Origin of the sequence: Cryptosporangium phraense, assembly GCF_006912135.1 — a bacterium.
GTDB lineage: Bacteria > Actinomycetota > Actinomycetes > Mycobacteriales > Cryptosporangiaceae > Cryptosporangium > Cryptosporangium phraense.
Genome location: NZ_VIRS01000030.1, coordinates 1 through 24,076, shown reverse-complemented (window position 1 = coordinate 24,076; position 24,076 = coordinate 1). Strand labels below are relative to the sequence as shown.

The window sequence follows — 24,076 nt, the reverse complement described above, 5'->3', positions numbered from 1 at the left end:
GAATCAGCCGTCGCGCGGCCGCGCGCCGACCTTCCGACGCCTGAGCACCCGTCAGCGCTGACGAGGGAGGACGCCCGATGGACGAGTCGCCAGGGCAGACGATAGGCATCGTCACCGAGTCCGCGCCGGGCGAGACCCGGGTCGCCGGAACACCCGCCACCGTCAAGCAGCTCGTCGGGCTCGGGTACGACGTGGTCGTCGAGTCCGGTGCCGGGGCGGCGGCGAGCTTCTCCGACGAGGCGTACCTGGACGCCGGGGCCCGGATCGGCGACCCCGACGCGGTCTGGCGGTCCGACGTCGTGCTGAAGGTGAACGCGCCGTCGGCGACCGAGATCGCCGCGCTGGCCGAGGGTGCGACGCTGGTCGCGCTGATCGCCCCGGCCCAGAACCCGGCGCTGCTGGAATCCCTGACGACCCGCCCGGTCACGGTCCTGGCCATGGACGCCGTCCCGCGCATCTCCCGCGCGCAGTCGATGGACGTCCTCTCGTCGATGGCGAACATCGCCGGGTACCGGGCGGTGATCGAGGCCGCGCACGCGTTCGGGCGGTTCTTCACCGGCCAGGTCACCGCGGCGGGCAAGGTCCCGCCGGCCAAGGTGCTGGTCGCCGGGGCCGGGGTGGCCGGGCTGGCCGCGATCGCGGCCGCGAACAGCCTCGGCGCGGTCGTGCGGGCCACCGACCCGCGGCCCGAGGTCGCCGAGCAGGTCGGCTCGCTGGGCGGCGAGTTCCTCCCGGTGAACGTCGACGTCGCCGCGTCCACCGACGGCTACGCGAAGGCCACGTCGGAGGATTACGACCGGGCCGCGGCCGCGCTCTACGCGGCCCAGGCGGCCGACGTCGACATCGTGATCACGACCGCGCTGATCCCCGGCCGGCCGGCGCCGAAACTGCTGACCGCCGAGCACGTGGCCAGCATGAAGCCGGGCAGCGTGATCGTGGACATGGCCACCGCGCAGGGCGGCAACGTCGAGGGCAGCGTCGCCGGCCGGGCGATCGTCACCGACCACGGCGTGACGATCATCGGCTACACCGACCTGGCCGGCCGGCTCCCGGCGCAGGCCTCGCAGCTCTACGGCACGAACCTCGTCAACCTGATGAAGCTGCTCACCCCGGGCCAGGACGGCCGGCTCGTCCTCGACTTCGACGACGTCGTCCAGAGGTCGATGACCGTCGTGCGCGACGGCGAGCAGACCTGGCCGCCGCCACCCGTGGCGGTGAGCGCGGCCCCCGCGGCGCCGGCCGCCGCCAAGGCGGAACCGGCGCCGGTGAAGCCGGCGAAGAGCCCGGCGCGGCGGCTGGTCCCGGCCGCGGTCGCGGCGGTTGCGCTGTTCCTGATCGTCGCGTTCGCCCCGGCCGCGCTCACCGCGCACTTCACCGTGTTCGTGCTGGCGATCGTGATCGGCTACTACGTGATCGGCAACGTCCACCACGCGCTGCACACGCCGCTGATGTCGGTGACCAACGCGATCTCCGGGATCATCGTCGTCGGCGCGCTGCTCCAGATCGGCCACGACGAGGTTTCCGTGACCGCGCTGGCGGCGATCGCCATCCTGCTGGCCAGCATCAACATCTTCGGCGGATTCGCCGTGACCCGCCGCATGCTCGGCATGTTCTCGAGGAGCTGATCCGTGACCGTGACGTCGGCGGCTCAGGCCGCGTATCTGCTCGCTGCCCTGCTGTTCATCCTCAGCCTGGCCGGACTGTCCAAGCACGAGACGTCCAGGGCCGGGGCGACGTCCGGCATCGTCGGCATGGTCATCGCGCTGGTCGCGACCATCGTGCTGGCGATCGACGGGGACGTGTCGGTCGTCGGCGGGGTGCTGCTGATCGCGGCGATGGTGGTCGGAGCCGGCATCGGGCTCTGGCGGGCCCGGGTCGTCGAGATGACCGGCATGCCGGAGCTGATCGCGCTGCTGCACAGCTTCGTCGGCGCGGCCGCGGTGCTGGTCGGCTGGAACGGCTACCTCGAGCACTCGTCGCTGTCGGGCTCCCTGCTCGGGATTCACCACGCCGAGGTGGCGATCGGCGTGTTCATCGGGGCGGTGACGTTCACCGGCTCGATCGTCGCGTTCCTCAAGCTCTCGGCCCGGATCAACTCCGCGCCGCTGATGCTGCCGGGCAAGAACGCGCTGAACATCGGGGCGCTCGTCGTGTTCGTCGCGCTGACCGTCTGGTTCGTGGCCACGCCGAACCTCGGGCTGCTGATCGCGCTGACCGTGCTGGCGCTGGCCCTGGGCTGGCACCTGGTGGCCTCGATCGGCGGCGGTGACATGCCGGTCGTCGTCTCGATGCTCAACAGCTACTCCGGCTGGGCCGCCGCGGCGTCGGGGTTCCTGCTCTCCAACGATCTGCTGATCGTGACGGGTGCGCTGGTCGGCTCGTCCGGTGCCTACCTCTCGTACATCATGTGCCAGGCCATGAACCGCTCGTTCATCTCGGTGATCGCCGGTGGCTTCGGTATCGCCGCCGGTCCGGCGTCCGACACCGACTACGGCGAGCACCGCGAGGTGACCGCCGAGGGCACCGCGGACCTGCTGGCCGCGGCCCGGTCGGTGATCATCACGCCCGGTTACGGCATGGCCGTCGCCCAGGCCCAGTACCCGGTGGCCGAGCTGACCCGGATCCTGCGTGACCGCGGGGTCGAGGTGCGGTTCGGCATCCACCCGGTCGCCGGTCGCCTGCCCGGCCACATGAACGTGCTGCTGGCCGAGGCCAAGGTGCCCTACGACATCGTCCTGGAGATGGACGAGATCAATGACGACTTCGCGTCGACGTCGGTGGTGCTGGTCATCGGGGCGAACGACACGGTCAACCCGTCGGCGGCCGAGGATCCGGCCAGCCCGATCGCCGGGATGCCGGTGCTGCACGTCTGGGAGGCCGAGAACGTCGTGGTCTTCAAGCGGTCGATGGCGGCCGGCTACGCCGGCGTCCAGAATCCGCTCTTCTTCCGAGAAAACACCCAAATGCTCTTCGGGGACGCCAAAGCCCGCGTCGAAGACATCATCCGGGCGCTGACCAGCACGAGTGCGGGGGCGCCGTCGCGGGAGACACTGGGCGTGTAGTCCGGCGAACCGAGCCGCTAGGCCCGAGGCGATACGGTCGTCGTGGCCGGACGGTGAGGGAGTAACAGCAGGATGAGCGCACCAGGGCGGGTCGTCGACCGGCGATACCGGCTCGATTCCGTCGTCGGTACGGGCGGGATGGGCGTGGTGTGGCGGGGGTTCGACCTGCGCCTGCACCGGCCCGTCGCGGTGAAGGAGCTGCGGATCCCGCCGACCAGCACCGACGAGGAGCGGGCCGAGCTCGTCGACCGCGCGATGCGCGAGGCGCGCGCGGCCGGGAAGCTCAACCACCCGAACATCATCTCGGTGCACGACGTGGTCGAGGATTACGGGACGCCGTTCATCGTCATGCCGCTGGTATCGGGCCGGTCGCTGTCCGACGTCATCGGCGCGGCCGGGCCGCTGCCGCCGGTGCTGGTCGCGCGCATCGGGCTGATGCTGCTCGACGCGCTGGACGCGGCGCACGAGGCCGGGGTCTGGCACCGGGACGTCAAGCCCGAGAACGTGATGGTGCAGCCGGACGGCACCGTGCTGCTGACCGACTTCTCGATCGCGTCGGTGCTCGGGGCCGGGTCGCGCACGCTGCCGGGCGTCGTCATGGGGACGCCGGGCTTCATCGCGCCCGAGCGGGTCCTCCGCGGCGCGGCGAGCGGAGCCGGTGACCTGTTCGGCCTCGGGGCGACCCTGTATGCGGCGGTCGAGGCGGTGGACGCGTTCGACACGACGGATGCGCTGGCGGGCTTGTTCGCGAGCGCGACGAGGCCGCACCGGGCGGCCGAGAAGGCCGGGCCGCTGGCGCCGGTGCTCGACGGGTTACTGGCCAAGGAGCCCGACGACCGCCTGACGACCGCGCAGGCCCGTGACCTGCTGTACCCGATCGTGAACGGTTCGCCGCAGTCGTCGGCGGCGGCGCTGGCCGCGCTGTTGCGCGCGACCCCGGGCCTGACCCCCACCCCACCGCCCTTGAACCCGACCCGAGTCGAGCCCTTCCCCCCGATCGCCGCCGACCCCAGGCCGGCCGGCGCGCCGGCCGGCCCCGGCCCGGCAGGGCGTGGGCCCGGCCTGGCGGCGGGCGGGTTCGGCCCAGCGGCGGGTGGGTTCGGTCCGGCGGCGGGCGCGCCCGGCCCGACGGCAGGTGGGTTCGGCCCGACGGCAGGTGGGTTCGGCCCGACGGGGGGCGGGCACGGCCCGGCGGCAGGTGGGTTCGGTCCAGCGGCAGATGGGTTCGGTCCGGCGGCGGGCGCGCCCGGCCCGGCGGCGGGCGAGTTCGGTCCGGCCGGAAGATCGGCGGTGGGCGGCGGTGCTGTTGGCGGCGGCTCGCCGGGGAGCCGTGCGGTGGGTGATCCGGCGGCGGATAGCGCGCCCGCAGCCGGGTGGGCCGCGGTGGGGGGACCGGTCCCGGGCGGACCGGCCGGTGCCCCGCCGGTCGGCGGACCCGTCCCCGACTCCCCCTCCTCCGGCGCGTCCTTCTCCGCGCCCACCTCCGGTCCGCCGCCCTCGGGCCCGCCCGCCTCGGCTTTCCCCGCCTCGGCTCTTCCCGCCTCCGGCGGACCCGCAGCCGCCGGTCCGACCCCGGCCACCGCCGCCCCCGCCTCGGTAACCCGCGCCCCGGCCGCACCCGCCCCGGGTGCCCCCACCTCGGGTGCCCCAGCTTCGTCCGCACCCGCCTCGGGTGCTCCAGCCTCGGCCGCACCCACCCCGGGTGCCCCCGCCTCGGCCGCACCCGCCCCGGGCGGTCCCACGACCGCCGAGCCAGCCTCGGGGCCGACCGCTCCGGCCCCCGGCGGACCCGCAGCAACCGGGCCGACCCCGGGCAGCGCGTTCGCCCCCGGAGTGGCGTCGCCGCCGCGCCCGGCCGTCCCCAGCGAACCGATCTCCGGCCCTCCCGGCCCCTACGCGGCCGGGTCCGCTCACCCCGCGCCCGGAGCCTCCGACCCCTACGCAGGCGCACCCCACGCCCCCGGAGACTCCGCGGCCCACGCACCCGGCCACTCGGGGCCGTACCCGGCCGGTCCCGGCGGCTACGCCCCCGGCGGCACGGGCTCCCCGGCAACCGGAACCACCCAATGGGCCCCGCCCAGCGGCAGCAGACGCCGGCGCTACCTGCTCCCGGCCGGCGCCGCCGCCGTCATCCTCCTGCTCGCCGTCATCGTCGGCCTGGTCCTCCTCAACAACGACAACGGCGACCCCACCACGAACACCTCCCCCACCCCCCTGGCCCAGAACAGCAAAAAGCCAACACCCACCCCCGCCTTCGTCGTCGGCACCGGCGACGACAAACCGTCCGACGCCGAGTTCCTCAACGCACACAAGGGCGACGACCAAGCGAGCGTCTCCCGCGGCCGAGCCCAGATCAACGGCGTCGAGTACGACGAGAGCGTCCGCATCAAACCGGCCTGCACCACCTACGACGGCGAAGCCAACGACGCCGCCTGGGCCGACTTCGAGATACCGGGCACCTACCGCACCCTCCAGGCCTACGTCGGCATGGACGACCGCGCCGACGACAGTGGAATCGGCTCCCTGCACTACACGATCTCGGTCGACGGCACCCAGGTCGCGGAAGACACGATCTACGCCGGCAGCGAGCCCGGACAACTCAGCATCCCGCTGCCCGCAGGCGCGAGCACGATCCGCCTGGCCGTCTCGGCCAGCTCCGAGTACTACTGCGAAGACGGCGGCACCGACGCCGCCGTGGCCTGGGGCAACGCAATACTGGTGCCGTAGACCCGCAGCAACATCTCCGGTTCGCCTCATTTACACGCGTGCGCCACAGTTCGGGCCTACCGTTCCCGGCGACCAGATTCCGCGTATCCGGAGGCACGTTCCATGCCGCGAGCCCGAGCCGCGTCTGCCGTCCTGCTCACCGCCGCCCTCACGATCGGAGCCGCCGCCGCCGGAGCCCCGGCCCAAGCCCACCCGGCCCACCCCCTCCCCGGCCTCGAGTTCCTCGGCGTCCAGACGCTCCCGAACGCCCTTCAATTCCAGGGGACGACGGTCGGCGGCCTCTCCGCGATCAGCTACGACCGTCGCACCGGCCAGTACTTCATCATCAGCGACGACCGCTCAGCCAAGAACCCGGCGCGCTTCTACACGGCCAAGATCGACGTCACCACGACCGGCCCGAAGGTCACGCTGACCGGCACCAAGCCCTGGCTCGAGCCGGACGGCGCCACGTTCCCGCCGACCGACTCCACCGCCACCCCGCCGGTCGTCGCCCCCGACCCCGAGGGCATCGCGGTCGACCCCCGCTCCGGCCGGCTGTTCTGGAGCAGCGAGGGCGAACGGATCGTCCCGGCCACCGGCACGCCCACGCTCGGCGACCCGACGATCCGCGTCGCCGACCGCACCGGCCGCACCAAGGCCCAGCTCCCGACGCTCTTCCACATGAGCGCCGAGCAGGTCGGCCCGCGTCAGAACCAGACCCTCGAGGGCCTGTCGTTCACTCCCGACGGCCGCACGCTCTACGCGTCGATGGAGGACCCGCTGTTCCAGGACGGCCCGGACCCGTCCGCGACCAACGGCGCGCTGACCCGGATCACCGCCATCGACGCCCGGACCCGCAAGCCGGTCGCCCAGTACGCGTACCCGCTGGAGAAGCTGTTCGCGACGCCGCCGGCCGCGGACTCGACCGACACGAACGGGCTCTCCGAGGCGCTGGCCCTGGGCGACGGCCGGCTGCTCGTCGTCGAACGCGCGTCGATCTTCGAGACGAACACCTGGAAGATCCGTCTCTACCTGGCCGACACCCGCGGCGCGACGAACGTCCTCGACAAGGGTCTGAGCGGGAAACCGATGCGCAAGCAGCTGCTGCTGGACCTGTCCGACGTGCCCGGCCTGCGCCTCGACAACGTCGAGGGAGCCACCCTCGGGCCTCGTCTGAAGGACGGGCGACGCAGCCTGATCCTGGTCACCGACGACAACTTCAACACGGCCGAGGTCACCGAGTTCCTGGCCTTCGCGGTCGAAGGCCTCTAGACGGCCACGCTCTCGATCAGCCGCCCGGTGAACTGCACCGCCGGAGCCGGGCGGCCGAGCAGGTAGCCCTGGGCGTACGGCACGCCCAGGGTGACCAGCTCGGCCAGCTGGTCCGGCTGCTCGACGCCCTCGGCGATCACCGGTAGGTCCAGATTCTTCCCGAGCCCGGTGAGCAGCTTGACCACCTGCCGGTCGTTCGCGTTGATCAGCATCCCGGCGACGAACGACCGGTCGATCTTCAGCCCCGACACCGGGAGCACCGAGAGGTGGCGGAGCGTCGAACTGCCCGCGCCCATGTCGTCCAGCACCACGCCGACGCCGTGCCTGCGCAGCGTGTTGAGGTTGCCGACCGCGTCGGTCAGCAGCGTGAGGTCCGCGGTCTCCGGGAGTTCGAGGTGCAACTGCCGGGCCTCCAGCCCGACCTGCGCGGTGGCCCGCAGCACCGCGTCCTCCAGCCCGCCGTCGCGCAGCGCGGCCGCGGTCACGTTGACGCTGACGTGCTCGGGCGCGCGATCGCCGACGACGCTGATCCAGTACGCGAGGTCGGCGCACGCGGTCCGCAGCACCCACCCGTCGATCATCGCCAGGCCGGTGAGCGAGTCGGCCGGGAACTCGCCCGGCGCGAGCAGCCCGCGGCGCGGGTGCCGCCACCGGACCAGCCCCTCCGCGCCGACGACCCGGCCGGTCGCGACCTCGACGATCGGCTGGTAGTGCAGCTGCAGCTCGCCGTCGTCGAGCGCGTTGCGCAGCCGCTGGGCCCCGGCCGACCGTCGGACCGGGACCGGCCGACCGCTCCGGACGACCCGCACCGCGTTCCGTCCGGCCCGCTTGGCCCGGTACATCACCGCGTCCGCGTCCCGCAGGAGTTCGCCCGGCTCCACCGGCGCGCTCGCCACCGCGACCCCGACGCTCGCGGTGCTGTGCGCTGCCTGCGGCAGCGTCGGATCGATCGCGTCGACCGCGGCCCGGAGTTGCTCGCCGAACGCGGGTGCGGCTATTTCCGAGCTTCCAGCGGACGCGGTGCGAAGCACCGCGAACTCGTCGCCGCCCAGCCGGGCGACGACGTCCCCGGGCCCGGACGCGGCCAGCAGCCGGCGCGCGACCGACACCAGCAGCTGGTCGCCGACGCCGTGCCCGAGGCTGTCGTTGACGCCCTTCATCCGGTCGAGGTCGACGAATGCGACCGCGACACTGTGCGACTCGTCCGCGCAGGCCGACGCCAGCGAATCGAGGAAGTGGCGCCGGTTGGCCAGGCCGGTCAGCGCGTCCTGAGTGGCCTGTTCGACGAGTCGGCGGGCCAGCGCGTCGAACAGCCGGGCCGCCGAGACCCGGCCGAGCCGCCCGCCCGGCCAGCTGACCAGCAGGTCGTCGTACCGGTTCTGCCAGCCCCGGGTGCGGACGCGGTGGGACGCGTCGGTGATCGGCGTCTCGGCCGAGAGGACCACCGGGGTCCAGTCGGCCATCGCGCCGATCCGGCGGCGACCCCAGAGCGACCGGCCGTACCCGAACGGGCCCGACATCACGAGCTCGAACGCCGACCGCATGATCAGCCCGGTCCGCCGGGCCGAGTCGCGCACGACGACGACCGTGAGCGTGTCCCGCGACCGGAACAGCTGGTCGAGGTCCGCGCAGAAGTCGTCCGCGGACACGACGACGACCTCGCCGGCGAGTTCTCCCACCGACCAGGGCGTGACGGAGGCGGCGTCGCCCGGTGGACCCAGGATGCTGAACGGGGCACTGCTGATCCGCACGTGTCCTCCCGCGAACGGTGACAGCAGAGTGACCGTTCGCGAGCGTAGGCGGCGGGCCTCGTCCGGAAAGCGGGCGCAGCACGACGGTCCGGTGAACGTTACGACCCGGTGGGTACCGTGGGGCGGGCCGGGTCAGCCGGCCGGGAGGACGTCCAGCGGGATCTCGGCGGTCACCTCTCCCCCGGCCGGGCCGGACGCGGCGCGCAGCGTGCCGCCGATCTCCTCGACCCGCTCCCGCATCGACGTCAGCCCGACGCCCGGCTCCCACCGGCCCCGGTCCGTCCCGCCGTCGGTGACGGTCAGCCGCAGGAGCCGCCCGTCGACCGCGAGCCGCAGCCGGGCCGCCCCGGCCTCGGCGTGCCGGGACACGTTCGTCAGCGCCTCGACCGCCACCCGGTACGCGGCCACCTCCACCGCGGCCGGGAGCTCGGGCAGCGGCCCGGCCTCGATCGTCACCGCGAGCGCCCGGCCGTCGGTGCCGGGCAGGTGCAGGCTGCGCTGCCGCACGGCCTCGACCAGCCCGAGCTCGTCGAGCGCCCGCGGACGCATGCCGTAGACGATCCGCCTGACCTCGGCGATCGCCTCCCCGACGTCGGCCCGTAGCTCGCGCAGGATCTCCCCGGCCTGCCCGGCGTCGGACGTCACCAGGTTCCGGGCCGCGTCGGCGCTGTAGGCGATGCCGGTGAGCGCCGGGCCGAGCCCGTCGTGCAGGTCGCGGCGGACCCGGCGCCGCTCCTCCTCGAGCGCGGCCACGACCTGGCCCCGGGAGATCCGGAGCTGCTCGCTCAGCCGGGCCGCGTGCAGCGCCTGGGCCAGCGGCGCGGCCACCAGGGCCAGGACGTCCCGGGTCGCCGCGGTGGGTCCGAGCTGGTCGGGCGGCACGCCGACCACGAGGTCGCCGACGTGCTCCGGGCCGGCCCGCAGTGGGATGGCCAGGCACCGCTCCGGATCGACCTCCCCGGCCGCCGCCACCACGTCGTCCTCGCGCCGGATCACCAGACCGGGTACCGCCAGCGCCGACCGCAGCGTCTCCAGCCACTCGGTCGGCGGCGACCCGGCGGTGAGCTCCGAGCCGAGCCGGGTGAGCGCGTCGACCGGGTCCGAGCGGCCGCCGAACAGCAGCTCGTCCACCGCGGCCCGGACCCGCACCCGGGCCGGGTGGAATCCGGCCGCGACCGCGGCCGCGAGCACGGCCCGGGCCGACAGCGGCGGCACCCCGCCGGCCAGCAGGCGCAACACCGACTCACCGCCCGCGTAGACGGCCACGGCCAGCACGACCATCGTCACGCCGGTCACCGCGTGGCTGATCACGGTCCGGACGTCGGTCCACCGGGGCGCGAGCAGCGCGATCGCGGCCGAGAGCGGCAGGGCCAGGTTCAGCACGCCGACGCCCACCGCGACCTGCTCCGCGGTGATCGAACTGCTGTCGGCCAGGACGTCGAACAGGAACGTGGTCGGGAGCGCGGCCGCGACCCCGAGGATCAGCCACAGGACCTGGCGGCGCTCGTCGCCGGACGTCAGCTCGAACTGCAGCCAGCCGGCGCAGAACAGCCCGACGCCGACCACCCCGGCGGTGACGAACCCGGCCGGGCCGAGCCGGAACCCGATCGCGGCCAGCGTGGCGACCCCGCCCACGCCCACGACCAGGTCGAGCGCCCGCTGCACGCCCTGCGCCCGGCGCCGGGGCACGACCTGCATCAGCGCGAGCGGCAGCACCAGCGCGGCCGCCCCGACGAGCAGCAGCTCGGTGAGCCGGCCGAGCCCGGCCGCCGACCCCAGCGGCGCGGCCAGCAGCAGCAGCGCCCCGGCGAACATCGCCCGGCCCGGCCCCGACGACGGCCGCAGGGCGAGCACGGTGGTGGCCGCGGCCGCGAACCCGGACCCGGTGACCAGCGCCCAGACGACCGACCAGGCCAGCTCCGGTGGCGGCGGCGACGTCCAGAGCAGCACGAGCCCGGCGACGCACAGCCCGCCGGGAAGCGCCCCGATCGCCCACCCGGATCTCACCGCCCGAGCCCCTCCTCGCGGGCCCGGACGATCGCCTCGGCCCGCGAGGCCACCCGCAGCTTCGCGAAGATCGCCGAGACGTGGTTGCCGACGGTCTTGGCCGCCAGCCCGAGCTCCCCGGCGATCGCCGTGTTGGTGCGGCCGGCCGCGATCCGGTCGAGGATCTCCCGCTCGCGCGGGGTCAGCTCCGGGAACGGGACGTCCTGGGCCGGCGGGGCGCTCAGGTAGGTGATCAGCCGGCTCGCGATCCCGGGCCCGATCACGACCTGCCCGGCGACGACCGACCGCACCGCCGACAGGATGTCCTGCTGCTCGGCGCCCTTGAGCAGGTACCCCCGGGCCCCGGCGCGCATCGCCGCGAACACCGTGTCGTCGTCCTCGAACATCGTCAGCACGAGCACCGGGACGTCCGGCAGGACCGAACCGAGCCGGCGGGTGGCCTCGATCCCGTCCATCGACGGCATCTGCACGTCCATCACGACGACGTCGGGCCGGGTCAGCTGCGCCTCCCGCAGCACGTCCTCGCCGTTCGCCGCCTCGCCGACCACCTCGACGCCGTCGAGCGAGGAGAGCAGCGCGCGGATTCCGCGCCGCACCACCAGGTGATCGTCGGCGATCAGCACACGGATGACCGGTTCCATGCTCAGATGATGACGGTCGGAACGCCCAGGTGGGGCGGGCCGGCCCCCAGATCACCCGGGCAGCTTCCCGGGTGGCCGGGTGATCGGGCCGATGTGCCGGGGCCGGAGCGGACCACAGGCTGAGGGCATCCGAAACCGCAGCTCCCGAGGGGACCACTCATGACTTCGATCGCCGCCACCCGCCGTTCCGCCCCGGTCACCACGAAGAACAAGATCGGGCTGGCGCTGGCCGCGCTGCTCGGCGTCGCCGACCTCGTCGGCCTGGCGATCCCGACCGACTCCGGCGAGGCCGGGCCGCCGCTGGTCGTCCTGATCATCGGCGCCGTACTCGGCGTGCTCACGCTGGCCGCGGCCGTCTACACCTGGAGAACCGGGAACCGCATCGGCGCCCGGGTGGTGGCCGGGACCCGGATCCTCTCGACGCTGGGCGCACTGCCGGCGTTCTTCGTCCCCGGGGTGCCGGCCGGGCTGGTCGCCGGGGTGGCGGTGCAGGTCGTCCTGACCGTCACCGCGATCGTCCTGGTCCTGTCGCGCGCGCCCCGCTCCTGACCGCGGACCGCCTCCGTCCGCGGCCGTCGGCCGCGGACGGAGGCGCAGGCTCAGCAGCTGGACTTGTAGAGGGCCGCCTGGCCCTCGGAGCTGTTCAGGTTGTCCTTGGTGACGATCGTGAAGCCGGTCTGGATCGTCTTCTCGGTCGACTCCCCCTTCAGCGACTTCACCGCCTGGTCGACGCCATCCGTGCCGATCGTGCCGGGCTGCTGCGCGATCAGGGCCTGGATCGTGCCCTCCTGCAGCGCCTTGACCTGGTCCGATCCCGCGTCGAAGCCGACGATCTTGACCGCGCCCTGCTTGCCCGCCTGCCGGACGCCGGTGGACGCGCCGGTCGCGCCGAACAGGTTCGTCGCGAAGATGCCGACGATGTCGGGGTCCTTCTGCAGCGCCGCGGTGACGATCTGGGCGGCCTTGGCCGGGTCGTTCTGCACGTACTGGACGCCGAGGTTCGTGTACTTGCTGTCGGCCTTGGCCGCGTCGTCGAAGCCCTTGGTGCGGGCGTCGGACGTCGAGATCCCCGGCTGGTTGTCGATCACCAGCACTTTGCCGCCGTTCGGCGCCAGCTGCTGGATCGCCTTGAACGCGGCCGCGCCGCCACCCTCGTTGTCCGACGAGATCGACGAGACGACGTCGCCGGTGTTCTCGAGCGTCGTGTCGACCAGGACGACCTTGATGCCGGCCGCGGTGGCCTGCTTGATCGGCTGCTCCATCGACTTGGCGTCGGTCGGGGCGATCAGGATCGCGTCCGGGCGGGACGAGATCACCGACTGGAGCACCGGGGTCTGCAGCGTCGGGTCGAACTTCTGCGCCCCCTGGATCGACACGGTCGCGCCGAGCTCCTTGGCCTTCTGCTGGACGCCGCAGCCCATCGTCACGTAGAACGCGTCGCCGGTCACGCCCTGGATGAACGCCAGCTTGTAGCCGCCGTCGCCGCCGCTCGACGAGTCGCCGCCGCAGCCCGCGGCCAGCATCGCGACCGCCGCCAGGCCGGCCAGCGCCGCCGTCGTCCGGGTTCTGTTCATTCAGTGCTCCTTCGTTGGAGTGGTACGTGACGAGAGGAAGGGGAAGCGCACGCGGGACCGCCCGCCCCGCAGGGCGCGGGCCCGCCGGGTCTGGTCGGCGTAGACGGCGGCGATGAGGACCGCCCCGACGACGACCTGCTGCCAGAACGACTGGACGCCGAGGATGACGAACCCGTTCTGCAGCACCGCGGGGATGAACAGGCCGATGATCGTGCCGAAGATCGTGCCGACCCCGCCGAACAGGCTGGTGCCGCCGATGACCACGCCGGCGATCACGTTGAGGTTGGTCTGCGTCTGCCCGCCGATCGTCGTCGACTGGTAGAAGACCAGGTTGAGGAGGCCGGCGAAGCCGGCCAACAGTCCGGCCAGCGCGTAGACGCCGATCAGCTGCCGGTCGACCTTCAGCCCGACGCGACGGCCGGCCTCGGCGTTGGAGCCGATCGCGTAGGTGTGCAGGCCCCAGCGGGTCCGGTGCAGCAGCACCCCGACGACGAGGACGACGACCAGCGCGATCACCGAGATCCACGGCACCTGGCCGAAGACGTTGCCGAAGCCGATGTTGTTCACCAGCACGTCGGGGGCGTCCCGGAGGTCCACGCCCTTGGTGAGGATCTGCGAGAAGCCGAGCGCCATCCCGAGCGTGCCGAGCGTCACGATCAGCGGCGGGATGTTCAGCTTCGCGATCAGGACGCCGTTCAGCAGGCCCCAGCCGAGGCCGCACCCGCAGGCGACGAGCAGCCCGATCGCGGCCGCGCCCCAGCCCTGGCCGCCGACCGCCACCATCGTCTTGGACGCGATGACGCCGCTGAACACCAACACCGAGCCGACCGAGAGGTCGATGCCGCCGGTGATGATCACCAGCGTCATCCCGGCGCCGAGCACCGCGAGGATCGACGTGTTCACGACGATGCCGCGCAGGTTGTAGAGCGTCGGGAACGTCTCGGGACGGGCGATCGCGAAGATCGCGTAGATCACCAGCAGCACGAACACGATCTGCAACTGCTGGGTGGCCAGCAGCTTGAGCACGCGGCCCTTGGCCGGAGGCGTCTTCGCGGGTGCTTCCCGGGGTTTCGTAGCGACGGTGCTCACGCGACCCTCCCGTCCAGGGCGCCGGTCATGGCGCCCACGAGCTGTTCCATCGACGTGTCGGCGGTGCGGAACGTCGCGACCCGGCGGCCCTGGCGCATGACCTGGACCCGGTCGGAGACGTCGATGACGTGCGGCATCGAGTGGCTGATGAACACGACCGCGATCCCGTTGGCGGCGGTCCGCCGGATCAGGTCCAGCACGTTCTTCGTCTGGACCACGCCGAGCGCGGCCGTGGGCTCGTCGAGGAAGATCACCTTGCTCGCCCAGGCCGCCGCCCGGGCGACCGCGATGCCCTGGCGCTGCCCGCCAGACATTCCCCCGACCGTGCCGTCGAGCTCGCGGACCGTCGCGCCGAGGGAGTCGAACGCCGTGCGGCTGCCGGCCCGCATCGCGGCCCGGTCCATGAAGCCCAGCCGGCCGAGCAGGCCGCGCTTCATGATCTCCCGCCCGAGGTACATGTTCTGCACCGCGGACAGGTGGGGCGCGAGCGCGAGGTCCTGGTACACGGTCTCGATCCCGAGCTCCCGCGCGGCCACCGGCGACGAGAGCGTCACCGGCTCGCCCTCGAACAGGATCTCGCCGCTGGTCGGCGCGTCGGTCCCGGACAGGATCCGGGTGAGCGTGCTCTTGCCCGCTCCGTTGTCGCCGATCAGCGCGACGACCTCCCCGGCCTCGATGTCGAAGTCCGCACCGGCCAGGGCCGTGACGTGTCCGTACTCGCGGGTGATCCCGCGGGCCTGCAGCACCGGTGCCATCAGTGACGCGCCACCTCTCGCCACGACCGCGCCCGGCCATCGACGGCCGCGAGCAGCGTCTCCAGCCGGGGACGGGCCGACTCGGCGAAGAACACCGCGCGCTCGGCGGCGTCCATCCCGATCGCTTCCTTCCAGACCGACCGGCCGGCGATGAACCCGGACGCGCCACCGTCGTCGCAGGAGACCCGCACGACCTCCTGGAACTGGTCGAACGCGACCCCGGCCGAGAGCACGGCCCACGGGCCGTGCAGCGCGCCGGCCAGGCGCTTCGCGCCGGCCGCGCTGCCCGGGTACTCGAGCTTGAGCAGGTCGGGCTCCAGGTCGTCGAGGAGGATCGCCGACTCGACGATCAGGTCCTCGCGCTGCTGCGCGCTGAGCTCCTCGCCCGGCTGCGAGTAGATGAGGTTCTCGACGACGGACGGGATGCCGGCCGCGCGGCAGTCGGCGACGACCTGGCGGACGACCTCGATGGCCTCGGCCTGCAGGTCGGGCTCACCGTGGCCGAACTGGCGGTGCGGACGGACCTGGATCAGGAACTTCACCGCGTGGCCGCCGAGCGCGCGGACCCAGGCGCCACCCTGCTGCGGGTCGCGGGCGGCGCGGGGCTCGCCGTTGTACGTCGGGCGCTTCTCCGGCTCGGCCGCGATCAGCAGGCCACAGTTCGCGGCCAGCGCGTCGGCCTTCAGGACGGCCGGGACGCCGATCGTCGGGTCGAGCAGGATGCCGCTGGCCAGTGGGGTGAGCGCGGCGGCGACGTCGACCTTGGCCTGGTCCATGTCGTCCGGCGTGGCCTCGATGCCGACCGCGGTGAACATCCGGCGCAGCGTGTTGCGCTGGTCCATCGCGATGATCGAGAAGACGCCGTTCTGGTCGGCGATGTCGTCCAGAGTGGTGGTAGCAGCGACCGATTCGGTCGTCATCGGGTTCCCTTCGTCGTACTGAGGGTTGTGCGTCGGTCGACGAGGTAATCGATTACCTTCGTGGACGCACGGGGGTACGGGTCTCGTTCGGCGGGGTGCTAGGCGGGTACCGGCCTTCGCAGCCGGTCGGAGAACTCGGCGACGGTGCCGGGGCTACCGGCCGCCGCCCAGGCCGCGAGCACGGCCGCGCCGAACGCTCCCGGTTGGTCGATCGTGCTGACGGTCAGCCCCGGCAGCACCGCGCTCTTGCTGGTCCGGACGCTGTCGAGGCGCAGCCAGCCCCCGGCCGCGACCGCGCGTCCGTACGGGCCGGCGACCGGGGCGATCCGGGCCAGCAGCTCGGCGGTGTAAGCCGCGTTGGCCGCGACCGCGGCCGCCCAGACGTCGATCGGCGTGGCGCCCTCGCGCAGTCCGATCACGACGTCGTCGGCTTCGACGTCGGAGCCGGTCACGGTGGCCCGGGTGGCGTCGGCGCCGTCCTGGTGCGCGTCGAGGTCGGCCGGGTCGGCCGCGCCGACCGCGGCCAGGACCCGCTTGAGGACGAGTCCGGCCCGCGACGGGGCGTTGACCAGCGTCGTGCCGGGCAGGATGTGGCGTCCGACCTCGACCCGGGCGCTCGTCAGCAGGCGACGCTCGGCCGCGGTGACGACTCGCGGGATCGCGCGGAGCAGCGTGTCGGCGGTGCCGCACGAGTTGAACAGGTCGTCGCGGCCGACCGCGCCGGCGCCGAACGCGGCAACCGGGTGGTCGTGTCCGGCGACCGAGATCGTGGCTCCCTGCAGCTGCTTCGGGGCGGCCGGGTTCCGCACGGTCCCGGCCGGCTCACCGGCGTAGCGGCGCTCGGGGACGAACCGGGGGCCGACGTCCAGCAGGTCGAGCGCGGCCGTCCAGGGGCCACCGGTCTCGAGGTCGAGCATCCCGGTGCGGGAGGCCAGCGACGGCTCGGCGACCGGGTCCGCGCCGAGCGCGAACGCGATGTACTCGGGGACGTTCAGCCAGCGTGATCCTCGGGCCAGCGTCAACCCGTTGTCGGTGGCCCAGAGCAGCTTGGCGATCGTCCACTGCTGGTGGAGCGGGAGGCCGGTGGTGACTCCGAACGCGTCCCGGAATTCGCGCGGGGTGCGGGCCAGCTGCTCGGCCCCGCGCGGGTCGTGCCAGGCGATGACCGGCGAGCCCGGCTGCCCGGCCCCGTCGATCACGACGCCGGACTCGGCCAGCCCGGTGAGGCCCAGGGAGGTGACCGGCTCGTCGAGGCCGGCCAGCGCGTCGGAGACGACTCCCAGCACGCCGTCGAGCAGGGTGGCCGCCTCGGTCTCGACCCGGCGGCCGGGTAACCGGCGCCAGACCGTCGGCCGGCGCCAGGTGCCGATCCGCGAGCCGTCGGCCCGCAGGACCAGCACCTTCGTGTCGGAGGTGCCGAGGTCGACACCGAGCAGGAGTCCGGTCATCTGCGCACCGCCGGTGGTTGTTCACCGGAGCCACGCATGACCAGCCGCAACGGCAGCATGACGTTCTTCTCCTGAGGCTGCTTCCCGGCCAGGCGGTCGAACATGGTCTCGGCCGCCACCTGCCCGATCGCGCCCGGGTCGTGGTCGATCACCGTGACGCCGGGCTGCAGGACGTCGGCCAGGCCGAAGTCGCCGAAGCAGACCAGCGCCACGTCGGTGCGGTTGCAGGCGTGCAGCGCGGCGACGACGCCGAGCGAGCAACGGGTGTTCGACGAGAAGATCGCGGTCGGCGGCTCGGGCAGCGCGAGCAGTTCCTCGGTCGCGGCCCGGCCCTCGTCGGCGGTGTTGCGTCCGATCCGGACCAGCTCGTCGGCGTCGCTCAGCGCGGACGCCTGCACCTGGTCGCGGTAGCCCTGGAGCCGGCTCCGGGTGGTGGCGACGTCCATCTTGCCGCCCACGTACCCGACCCGCTGGTGTCCCTGGGCGGCCAGGTGGGTGACCGCCTGCCGGGCCCCGCCGTTGTCGTCGACCAGCACCGTCTCGCCGTCGAAGCCCTCGGGACGACGGTCGACGAACAGCACCGGGCAGGACGCGTTGGCGAGGTGCGCGTAGTCGGGCGCGGTCGGGGCGACGATGAGCCCGGCGACGCGACGGGCCAGCAGGTCGTCGACCACAGTGGTCTCCAGCCGCGGGTCGCGGCCGGTGCTGGCGATCATGACGCGCAGTCCTCGGGCGATGGCCAGCCGCTCGATCGTGCCGGTCATGTTGGCGAAGAACGGGTCCGCGATCGAGTCGATGACCAGGCCCAGCGTGTCGTCGGTGCCCTTGCGCAGGGACCGGGCGGTCGGGTCGGGCCGGTAGCCCAGCTCGCGGACCGCGGCGAGGATCCGGACCCGGGTCTCCTCGGCGACCCTGGGGTCGCCGTTGATCACCCGGGAGGCGGTCTTCGTGCTGGTCGCGGCGAGTTCCGCGACGTCCTTGAGGCGGACCTGGGGCTTGTTCATGCGGCACCTGCTTCGTCGAGGAGTGCCTCGATCTTGCCGCGCAGCTGTTCCGCCCGGGCAGGGTCCACCCCGCCGGCCAGCGGCGTTTCGCAGGACGCGCTGGCGGTGGCCACTCCGCGCACGGCCGCGGCCCGCCAGTCGGCGTAATTCGTGGCGAGCAGCTCGAGCGCGAGCCCGCCGACGAACGAGTCGCCGGCGCCGACCGCGGAGACGACGTCGACCGGGACGGTGGGGATCCAGGTCAGAGCGGTCGCGGTCGCGAACGCGGTGCCGGCGGCGCCCGCGGTGACCGCAGCCCGCTGGGCTCCGGCGGCGACGAGGGCGCGCGCGGCCGCTTCGGCGCGCTCGCGGACGTCGGCCCCGTCCGGGATCGGCAGTACGTCGACCGGCGCACCGGAGAGCGTGGCCTCGGCCTCCTCCAGGTTCGGGCAGACCACATCGGGGTGGGCCGGCAGCGCGACCGCCAGCGGCGCCGGGGCCGCGTCGACGACGATGATCGCCCCGCGGGCGTGGGCCAGCTCGACGAGCTGCCGGTAGCCCTCGACCGGAACCCCGGTCGGGAGGCTGCCGGAGACCGTCAGCAGGTCACCGGCGTTCAGCCGGGCGGCCACCGTGTCCAGGTAGGACTGCCAGGCCGCGGCCGGGACCGCGTCGCCGGGCTCGTTGACGACCGTGATGCGCCCGGCGTCGGCCTCCCGGAACACCAGGGCCTGCCGGACCGTCCCCGGCGTCTCGACCGCGACCAGGTCCGCGCCCTCGTCGGCCAGCAGACCGGCGAGCAGCGCGCCGTCCCCCTGGCACAGCAACCCCAGTAAGGGGACGTCGACGCCGTGGGCGCGGAGCACCCGGGCCACGTTCACGCCCTTGCCGCCCGGGGAGAGCTCGGTCCGCCGGGAGCGCATCACGGCGCCCGGCACGATCTCGGCCAGCGTGACGAGCCGGTCGATGGCGAGGTTCGGGTTGGCGACGAGCATGGCCGGCAGCTCCCTTCCGCGGTGAAGGTAAACGTTGTCACGAGTTCGCGTTCGGTTCCCTGAGCGGGATTCGTACGCTGGGGGTTCGAGCTAGGTAATCGTTGTCACGACCAGGTGGGGAAACTCTGCGCTTCGTGGCGCGGAGATGTCAAGGGAGTGACGTCAGAATGTTTTCCAGCTGGGTCACGGGGTCCACACTGGCATCAACGGCCACGTGCGGCGCGGCCGGCGGGGCCAGCAGGCCGGTCGAGAAGTAGGCGTCGGGGTCGGCCAGCTTGCCGGCGTCACGCAGCGCGCCGCGGGCCGTCATCCGGGCGACGAGCACGGCGGCCGGGGCGGTGAGCCAGACCAGCGTCGTCGGCACGCCGAGCCGAGCCTCCAGCTGACGGTAAGCATCCACATCGGTGCGCTCGGTAGTGAACGGGGCCACCAGGACCACCGAGACGCCCACCGCCAGGCAGTCCTCGGCCGTCGCGACGATCGACTCGTAGCGGGCGCGCCGCAGGGCGAGACCCGAGGGCCCGTCGAGGTCGGCGCCGATCGCCTCGACCAGTGGACCGGTGATGACGTCCTGGTCGAGCAGCGCGGCCTTCAACGCCCGGGCGACCAGGCGCCCGACGGTGGACTTGCCGGTAGCCGGCGCTCCGGTCATGAGCACGGCTATCTGAGTCGACATGGTTCGGCAGCATAAACACAATTGGTGGCATGGAAAGATCACGACTGACCGGATTGAGCAAGAGGATGTCGCTGGCCTTGCGGCACGATCCGGGGAAATTCGGGCTGACGCTCGACGAGGCCGGCTGGGTCGCGGTACCGGCGTTCCTCACCGCGCTCCGCCTCGACCGGGACGTGTTCGACACGATCGTCGAGACCAGCGACAAGCAGCGGTTCGCGGTAGTCGTCGGCCCGGACGGGGTCGAGCGGGTCCGCGCCAACCAGGGCCACTCAGTGCCGGTGGAGCTCGGGCTGGAGCCGGCGACCGCGCCCGGGGTGCTGTTCCATGGCACCAGCGCGGCGGTGCTGCCGTCGATCCGGGCGGAGGGCCTGATCAAGGGGAAGCGGCACCACGTGCACCTCTCCCCCGACCGCGAGACCGCCCAGCGGGTCGGCGCCCGGCGACGCGGTGCGGTGGCCATTCTGGAGATCGACGCTCCGGCCATGGAAAAGGACGGCCACACGTTCTACCGGTCGGCGAACAATGTGTGGCTGGTGGACGCGGTGCCGCCGAAGTATCTGCGCGAGAGTTAGGGCCGTACCCAGGGTTCGGCGATCCCGTTCCGAATGGTGACCACGCCGTTCGCGAAGAATTGGATCGCGCCCTGTTTGTTTTCTTCGGGCTCGCCGAGCCGGGCCGCGAGCGCGCGGTCGGCGCGCAGGAGCGAATGGATCGCGCCGGAGACGACGACGCCTTCGCGTGACATCACCCCGCCCTCGAACGGCTGGGCGGGCCAGGGCCAACGGACCGCCTCGAGCGGGAACCCCAGCGGCCCCCCGGTGCCGCCGGCCTCGGCGTACCGCTCGTCGACCCGATCGCTCAGAACGACGGTGCCACCGACGTCCGACGAGTACGCCACCGCAGGCCGCACGGTGACGTCCACCTCGAGCGACGATGTCGTCCGGACCACCTGCGGGCGGGGCGCGAACAGTCGATCGGCGAACCCCCTCTCGTAGGCGCCGTCGGCCACCTCGACGCGTTGCGTCACTCCGTCGGTGCCCTGCGGTGAGCGCGGGCTCGGCTCAGCCGGCCCGGTGGCGAAGACAATTCCGCCACCGTTGCCGAGGTGTTCCTCGGCGATCTCGTCGCGCAGGATCTGGCCACCTGCGGAATCGGTCCACGTGACGATTCCGGCCTCGTACTCCTGGTAGAAGCCGGGTTTCGCCAAGCCCGGGACGATGACCAGATCGCCGAGCGGAAAGCCGAGCCCGGGAGTCGAGCGGTGATATTCCGCCAGTGGTCCCCAACTGGCGAACGCTCCATGCTCGGTGCGCCGGACGACCCCGTTTCCGCTGACGTTTCCTTCGAATTCCTGGAAACCACCGCGGGTGCCGAACGGCGAATGCGGAACTGCTTGCAACGCGCCGATCGGGAAGCCGAGTACGCCGGTCGTGCCACCGTGCCGATCGAAGCAGTCGGCGATGTCGGCGGTGAGCACGCGTGTACCGCCGGTCGGCGTCCAGGTGATCGTGCCGCGCGCGAACCGCTGTACGTAACCGAGCGTGTTCCGGGGTGAGGGGCCGGCGGCGGTCATCGGCTCGGTCGCGTCGCCGAGGGCGGCCGACTTCGCCGACGCGTCGGCGATCGCTGTCGCAGCCCGCCGTGCGGCCCGGAGGCGGGCGGCGGTGAACCGGTCGCCGACCAGGTCGAGGATGGCGTCGGCCCGGCGGGGCTTCATCGCCGCGAGGGCGGAACCGGCCCAGCTCCCGGCCATGATCCCGGGCGACGCGAGGTGACCGAGGACGTCGGCGGCGTCCTGGGCGTCGGCCTCGGCCAGCGCGCGGGCCGCGCGCTCGGGCGGTAGGGCCCGGACGGCCCGGGCCGCGTCCGGCACCGGATCGCGCCGCAGGATCCGGACGAGCCGGTCGACGAGCGCGTCGTCGTGGTCTTCGGCGTGACGCGTGAGCGCGGCGAAGAGGCGCAGCTCCAGCTCGCCCGGCGTCTCGAACCGGTCGACGACGGCCTCGGACGCCTTGGCCCGGAACACGACCTGCCGCTGCTCGACGTCGGTCGGCACGCCGTCGCGGAGGAAGATCAGCCGCGGGATGCCGGCCTCGACGGCCGCGTCGAACTCGGCCTCGGTGTAGGACACGCCGGAGCGGTCGGGCACCTCGGTGCCGTACCGGTGCCCGAGCAGCCCGACGAACAGGTTGCTGCCCCGGACCCGGCGCTCGGACTCGTCGACCGGCGTGTCCGCGGACGCGCCGAACCACTGCATGTGGTCGGGCGCGTGGCCGGCCCGGTTGACCGCGCGAATCGCCGCGTCCACGAAGGACTCGCCGCGCGGGGCGGCGAGTTCGCTCGTGCACGACAGGAAGACCCGCAGGGGCGCGGTTCGCCCGGCCATCGTCGCCCCTCTCCGATCGTGCGATCACGATACGGAGGGGACGCTCCCCGGCGCAGCCGCTATGACGCCTGGACGACGGGCGTGTTCGGGTGCCGGTAGAGCCAGAACCCGAGCGCGCGCGGCATGCGGCGCGGGTTGGTCTGGGTGGAGTAGTACTCCCAGACCGGGCGTAACGTCTCCGGGACCTCGCTGGCCGCGACGTGGCGGTTGCAGGATTCGCACGGAACCTGCTCCATCGCCGCGTACAGCTGCTTCGCGGTGCGGGCCGCTTCGACGTTCGCGTACCAGCCGCAGCAGCGTCCGGAGTCGTCGGTGTAGGTCATGGACAGTCATCCCTTTCGACGCCAGTGTCTGGGGGAATTCTGCCTCCGTTTGTGATTTCTGTCTCGGTGATCGATTAGAAGCCCGGAAAGACCGCTCGGAGAGCGTCCAGATCGACGTTCTTGGCCGTGACGGACGGGCTGTGGGCCGGGTCCAGACGGCCGTACAGCAACCGGAGGAACGCCTCGGCCGGGAGGCCGAGTTCGCCGGTCGCGTCACCGCCGTCCCAGTCGGTCAGCGAGACCTTCTCACCGAGGGTGAGCGCGTACTCGCGGTCGGGGTCGGTGACCGTGACGTGGATCAGCCCGGCCGGGCCGGGCTTGCCGGCGAAGCCGACGAGGCCGCGGGCGATCTCGAGGATCGTCTCGACGGCCTGGGGCAGGATCGTCGCCGACGGGTCGAGCATCACCTCGACGTCCCAGACGTGCACCGCGTGCTCGGAGAGCCGGAACGCGGCGAGCGTGCCGGTGTCGACCGGGCCGCTCCAGTTGGAGAACTCCAGCGTGGAGAGCTGGTCATCGGTCAGCGACTCGAACTTCTGCACGAGGACGGCGTCGGCGGCGATCGAGTCGGGGCCCTGCTCCTCGGGGGCCTTGTTGTCCCAGACCGCCCAGATCGCCTGGAAGTTCTCCTGGGTCGGCGGGGCCTCGCCGGCGACCCCCGCGTCGAAGATCAGGCCGTTGATCTCGGCGCCCGATCCCAGGTGCGACATCGTCTGGGCGATCGTCCACTCGGACGGGTAGCCCGGGCTGCGGAGCTGGGCCGACGTGAGCGAACCGGCGACGTCGCGGAAGTGGTCGTGGGAGGCGCGGAGGGCCGCGATCCGCGCGCCCGCTTCGGCGTTCGAGTTGGTCATGCGGCCACCTTAGGCCCGGGGTGGGCCCGCCTCCGGGCGGCGGGCCCGCGCCCGCGTCGGCGCGTCGCCTTCACTACCGAGGCGGACGCGGTGGCCGCGAGCGCGATCATCGCGGTGATCACGGTGACCGTGAGGGGCCAGCCGCCGGCGGCCCAGCCGAGGCCGACGGCGGCGCCGAACACGCTGGAGCCGGCGTAGTAGGCCAGGACGTACAGCGCGCTGCCGTGGCGAGGGCTGATCACCGGGGCCCAGCCGCTGGCCACCGAGTGGGCGCCGAAGAAGCCCGAGGTGAAGACCAGCAGGCCGGCGACGACGGCGGGGAGGGACGGCGGGAGCGTGAGGAGGAGTCCGGCCGCCATCAGCGCGATCGAGAGCAGGAGGACGGGTGGCCGGCCCCAGCGGTCGGCGGCCCGGCCGGCGAGGGCGGAGGCGAGGGTTCCGGCCAGGTAGGTGAGGAAGACGCCGCCTACGACGGTTTCGGAGACGTGGAACGGGGGGTCGGTGAGGCGGTACGTCAGGAAGTTGTAGGTGGCGACGAATCCGCCCATGAGGAGGAAAGGCACCGCGAGCAGGGCGGGCAGCGCGGACGCGGGCGCGGGCGCCGTGAACGCGGGCGCCGTGGACGCGGGCGCCG

Annotated in this window: 21 protein-coding genes; 6 read left to right on the top strand and 15 right to left on the bottom strand. The window is 73.0% G+C overall.

What is annotated here, in order from left to right:
* Positions 1–77 precede the first annotated feature (77 nt).
* The 4 genes from FL583_RS31335 (at position 78) to FL583_RS31320 (ending at position 7,040) form a co-directional block, all read left to right on the top strand.
* A complete protein-coding gene (locus tag FL583_RS31335; RefSeq protein ID WP_142708488.1) occupies positions 78–1,625 on the top strand; it encodes a Re/Si-specific NAD(P)(+) transhydrogenase subunit alpha in 1,548 nt (515 codons plus the stop codon).
* A gap of 3 nt (positions 1,626–1,628) precedes the next feature.
* Complete coding sequence (gene pntB / locus FL583_RS31330) at positions 1,629–3,062, top strand: Re/Si-specific NAD(P)(+) transhydrogenase subunit beta (RefSeq protein WP_142708487.1); 1,434 nt, start codon at positions 1,629–1,631, stop codon at positions 3,060–3,062.
* A 72-nt stretch (positions 3,063–3,134) separates the two neighbouring features.
* On the top strand, positions 3,135–5,789 hold the full coding sequence (locus FL583_RS31325) for a protein kinase domain-containing protein (protein WP_142708486.1): 2,655 nt from the start codon (positions 3,135–3,137) through the stop codon (positions 5,787–5,789).
* 102 nt (positions 5,790–5,891) lie between these two features.
* Entirely contained in the window at positions 5,892–7,040 is a 1,149-nt protein-coding gene (locus FL583_RS31320; RefSeq protein ID WP_142708485.1) for an esterase-like activity of phytase family protein, read from the top strand.
* Here FL583_RS31320 and FL583_RS31315 read toward each other — a convergent pair.
* From FL583_RS31315 to FL583_RS31305, 3 genes are all read right to left on the bottom strand, one after another.
* On the bottom strand, positions 7,037–8,791 hold the full coding sequence (locus FL583_RS31315; RefSeq protein WP_142708484.1) for a putative bifunctional diguanylate cyclase/phosphodiesterase: 1,755 nt from the start codon (positions 8,789–8,791) through the stop codon (positions 7,037–7,039). The two genes, FL583_RS31320 and FL583_RS31315, sit on opposite strands and share 4 nt — an antisense overlap.
* A gap of 132 nt (positions 8,792–8,923) precedes the next feature.
* On the bottom strand, positions 8,924–10,798 hold the full coding sequence (locus FL583_RS31310) for a sensor histidine kinase (protein WP_142708483.1): 1,875 nt from the start codon (positions 10,796–10,798) through the stop codon (positions 8,924–8,926).
* Positions 10,795–11,439, bottom strand: a complete 645-nt coding sequence (locus tag FL583_RS31305; RefSeq protein ID WP_142708482.1) for a response regulator — start codon at positions 11,437–11,439, stop codon at positions 10,795–10,797. Before FL583_RS31305 ends, FL583_RS31310 begins: the two co-directional genes overlap by 4 nt.
* Positions 11,440–11,598: 159 nt before the next feature.
* Here FL583_RS31305 and FL583_RS31300 point away from each other — a divergent pair, with 159 nt between their 5' ends.
* Entirely contained in the window at positions 11,599–11,988 is a 390-nt protein-coding gene (locus FL583_RS31300) for a hypothetical protein (protein ID WP_142708481.1), read from the top strand.
* A 50-nt stretch (positions 11,989–12,038) separates the two neighbouring features.
* Here the strand turns inward: FL583_RS31300 and FL583_RS31295 are convergent, their stop codons facing one another.
* The 8 genes from FL583_RS31295 to FL583_RS31260 form a co-directional block, all read right to left on the bottom strand.
* A complete protein-coding gene (locus FL583_RS31295) occupies positions 12,039–13,013 on the bottom strand; it encodes an ABC transporter substrate-binding protein (RefSeq protein ID WP_142708480.1) in 975 nt (324 codons plus the stop codon).
* Positions 13,014–14,102 carry an ABC transporter permease gene (locus FL583_RS31290; protein ID WP_142708479.1) on the bottom strand — a complete coding sequence of 363 codons (1,089 nt, stop codon included), beginning with the start codon at positions 14,100–14,102 and terminating at the stop codon, positions 13,014–13,016.
* Positions 14,099–14,857, bottom strand: a complete 759-nt coding sequence (locus FL583_RS31285; RefSeq protein WP_142708478.1) for an ATP-binding cassette domain-containing protein — start codon at positions 14,855–14,857, stop codon at positions 14,099–14,101. The genes FL583_RS31290 and FL583_RS31285 overlap by 4 nt, the downstream gene beginning before the upstream one ends.
* The gene (locus tag FL583_RS31280; RefSeq protein WP_142708477.1) at positions 14,857–15,777 is read right to left on the bottom strand and encodes a hypothetical protein; all 921 of its coding nucleotides are present in this window, start codon (positions 15,775–15,777) and stop codon (positions 14,857–14,859) included. The genes FL583_RS31285 and FL583_RS31280 overlap by 1 nt, the downstream gene beginning before the upstream one ends.
* Positions 15,778–15,875: 98 nt before the next feature.
* On the bottom strand, positions 15,876–17,225 hold the full coding sequence (locus tag FL583_RS31275; protein WP_142708476.1) for an FGGY family carbohydrate kinase: 1,350 nt from the start codon (positions 17,223–17,225) through the stop codon (positions 15,876–15,878).
* Positions 17,222–18,229, bottom strand: a complete 1,008-nt coding sequence (locus tag FL583_RS31270) for a LacI family DNA-binding transcriptional regulator (protein WP_142708475.1) — start codon at positions 18,227–18,229, stop codon at positions 17,222–17,224. Before FL583_RS31270 ends, FL583_RS31275 begins: the two co-directional genes overlap by 4 nt.
* Positions 18,226–19,203 carry a 1-phosphofructokinase family hexose kinase gene (locus tag FL583_RS31265; protein ID WP_142708474.1) on the bottom strand — a complete coding sequence of 326 codons (978 nt, stop codon included), beginning with the start codon at positions 19,201–19,203 and terminating at the stop codon, positions 18,226–18,228. The genes FL583_RS31270 and FL583_RS31265 overlap by 4 nt, the downstream gene beginning before the upstream one ends.
* 148 nt (positions 19,204–19,351) lie before the next feature.
* Positions 19,352–19,879, bottom strand: a complete 528-nt coding sequence (locus FL583_RS31260; RefSeq protein ID WP_142708473.1) for a P-loop nucleotide/nucleoside kinase family protein — start codon at positions 19,877–19,879, stop codon at positions 19,352–19,354.
* Positions 19,880–19,908: 29 nt separating this feature from the next.
* On the opposite strand from FL583_RS31260, the gene FL583_RS31255 reads away from it, so the two are divergent.
* Complete coding sequence (locus FL583_RS31255) at positions 19,909–20,451, top strand: RNA 2'-phosphotransferase (protein ID WP_142708472.1); 543 nt, start codon at positions 19,909–19,911, stop codon at positions 20,449–20,451.
* Here the strand turns inward: FL583_RS31255 and FL583_RS31250 are convergent.
* From FL583_RS31250 to FL583_RS40495, 4 genes are all read right to left on the bottom strand, one after another.
* The gene (locus FL583_RS31250; RefSeq protein ID WP_142708471.1) at positions 20,448–22,265 is read right to left on the bottom strand and encodes a DUF4062 domain-containing protein; all 1,818 of its coding nucleotides are present in this window, start codon (positions 22,263–22,265) and stop codon (positions 20,448–20,450) included. The two genes, FL583_RS31255 and FL583_RS31250, sit on opposite strands and share 4 nt — an antisense overlap.
* Positions 22,266–22,324: 59 nt before the next feature.
* Positions 22,325–22,588: a hypothetical protein gene (locus FL583_RS31245; RefSeq protein WP_142708470.1), complete on the bottom strand. Its 264-nt coding sequence runs from the start codon at positions 22,586–22,588 to the stop codon at positions 22,325–22,327.
* A gap of 74 nt (positions 22,589–22,662) precedes the next feature.
* Entirely contained in the window at positions 22,663–23,442 is a 780-nt protein-coding gene (locus FL583_RS31240) for a maleylpyruvate isomerase family mycothiol-dependent enzyme (protein WP_142708469.1), read from the bottom strand.
* A partial coding sequence (locus tag FL583_RS40495; protein ID WP_240746878.1) for an MFS transporter occupies positions 23,439–24,076 on the bottom strand: 638 nt, incomplete at its 5' end. The genes FL583_RS31240 and FL583_RS40495, both read right to left, overlap by 4 nt.

Coding starts and splice junctions, on each gene's coding strand:
- FL583_RS31255 (WP_142708472.1), top strand. CDS start 19,909: ATGGAAAGATCACGACTGACCGGATTGAGCAAGAGGATGTCGCTGGCC.
- FL583_RS31295 (WP_142708480.1), bottom strand. CDS start 13,013: ATGAACAGAACCCGGACGACGGCGGCGCTGGCCGGCCTGGCGGCGGTC.
- FL583_RS31275 (WP_142708476.1), bottom strand. CDS start 17,225: ATGACCGGACTCCTGCTCGGTGTCGACCTCGGCACCTCCGACACGAAG.
- FL583_RS31320 (WP_142708485.1), top strand. CDS start 5,892: ATGCCGCGAGCCCGAGCCGCGTCTGCCGTCCTGCTCACCGCCGCCCTC.
- FL583_RS31335 (WP_142708488.1), top strand. CDS start 78: ATGGACGAGTCGCCAGGGCAGACGATAGGCATCGTCACCGAGTCCGCG.
- FL583_RS31240 (WP_142708469.1), bottom strand. CDS start 23,442: ATGACCAACTCGAACGCCGAAGCGGGCGCGCGGATCGCGGCCCTCCGC.
- FL583_RS31245 (WP_142708470.1), bottom strand. CDS start 22,588: ATGACCTACACCGACGACTCCGGACGCTGCTGCGGCTGGTACGCGAAC.
- FL583_RS31260 (WP_142708473.1), bottom strand. CDS start 19,879: ATGTCGACTCAGATAGCCGTGCTCATGACCGGAGCGCCGGCTACCGGC.
- FL583_RS31270 (WP_142708475.1), bottom strand. CDS start 18,229: ATGAACAAGCCCCAGGTCCGCCTCAAGGACGTCGCGGAACTCGCCGCG.
- FL583_RS31325 (WP_142708486.1), top strand. CDS start 3,135: ATGAGCGCACCAGGGCGGGTCGTCGACCGGCGATACCGGCTCGATTCC.
- FL583_RS31280 (WP_142708477.1), bottom strand. CDS start 15,777: ATGACGACCGAATCGGTCGCTGCTACCACCACTCTGGACGACATCGCC.
- FL583_RS31300 (WP_142708481.1), top strand. CDS start 11,599: ATGACTTCGATCGCCGCCACCCGCCGTTCCGCCCCGGTCACCACGAAG.
- FL583_RS31305 (WP_142708482.1), bottom strand. CDS start 11,439: ATGGAACCGGTCATCCGTGTGCTGATCGCCGACGATCACCTGGTGGTG.
- FL583_RS31250 (WP_142708471.1), bottom strand. CDS start 22,265: ATGGCCGGGCGAACCGCGCCCCTGCGGGTCTTCCTGTCGTGCACGAGC.
- FL583_RS31265 (WP_142708474.1), bottom strand. CDS start 19,203: ATGCTCGTCGCCAACCCGAACCTCGCCATCGACCGGCTCGTCACGCTG.
- FL583_RS31285 (WP_142708478.1), bottom strand. CDS start 14,857: ATGGCACCGGTGCTGCAGGCCCGCGGGATCACCCGCGAGTACGGACAC.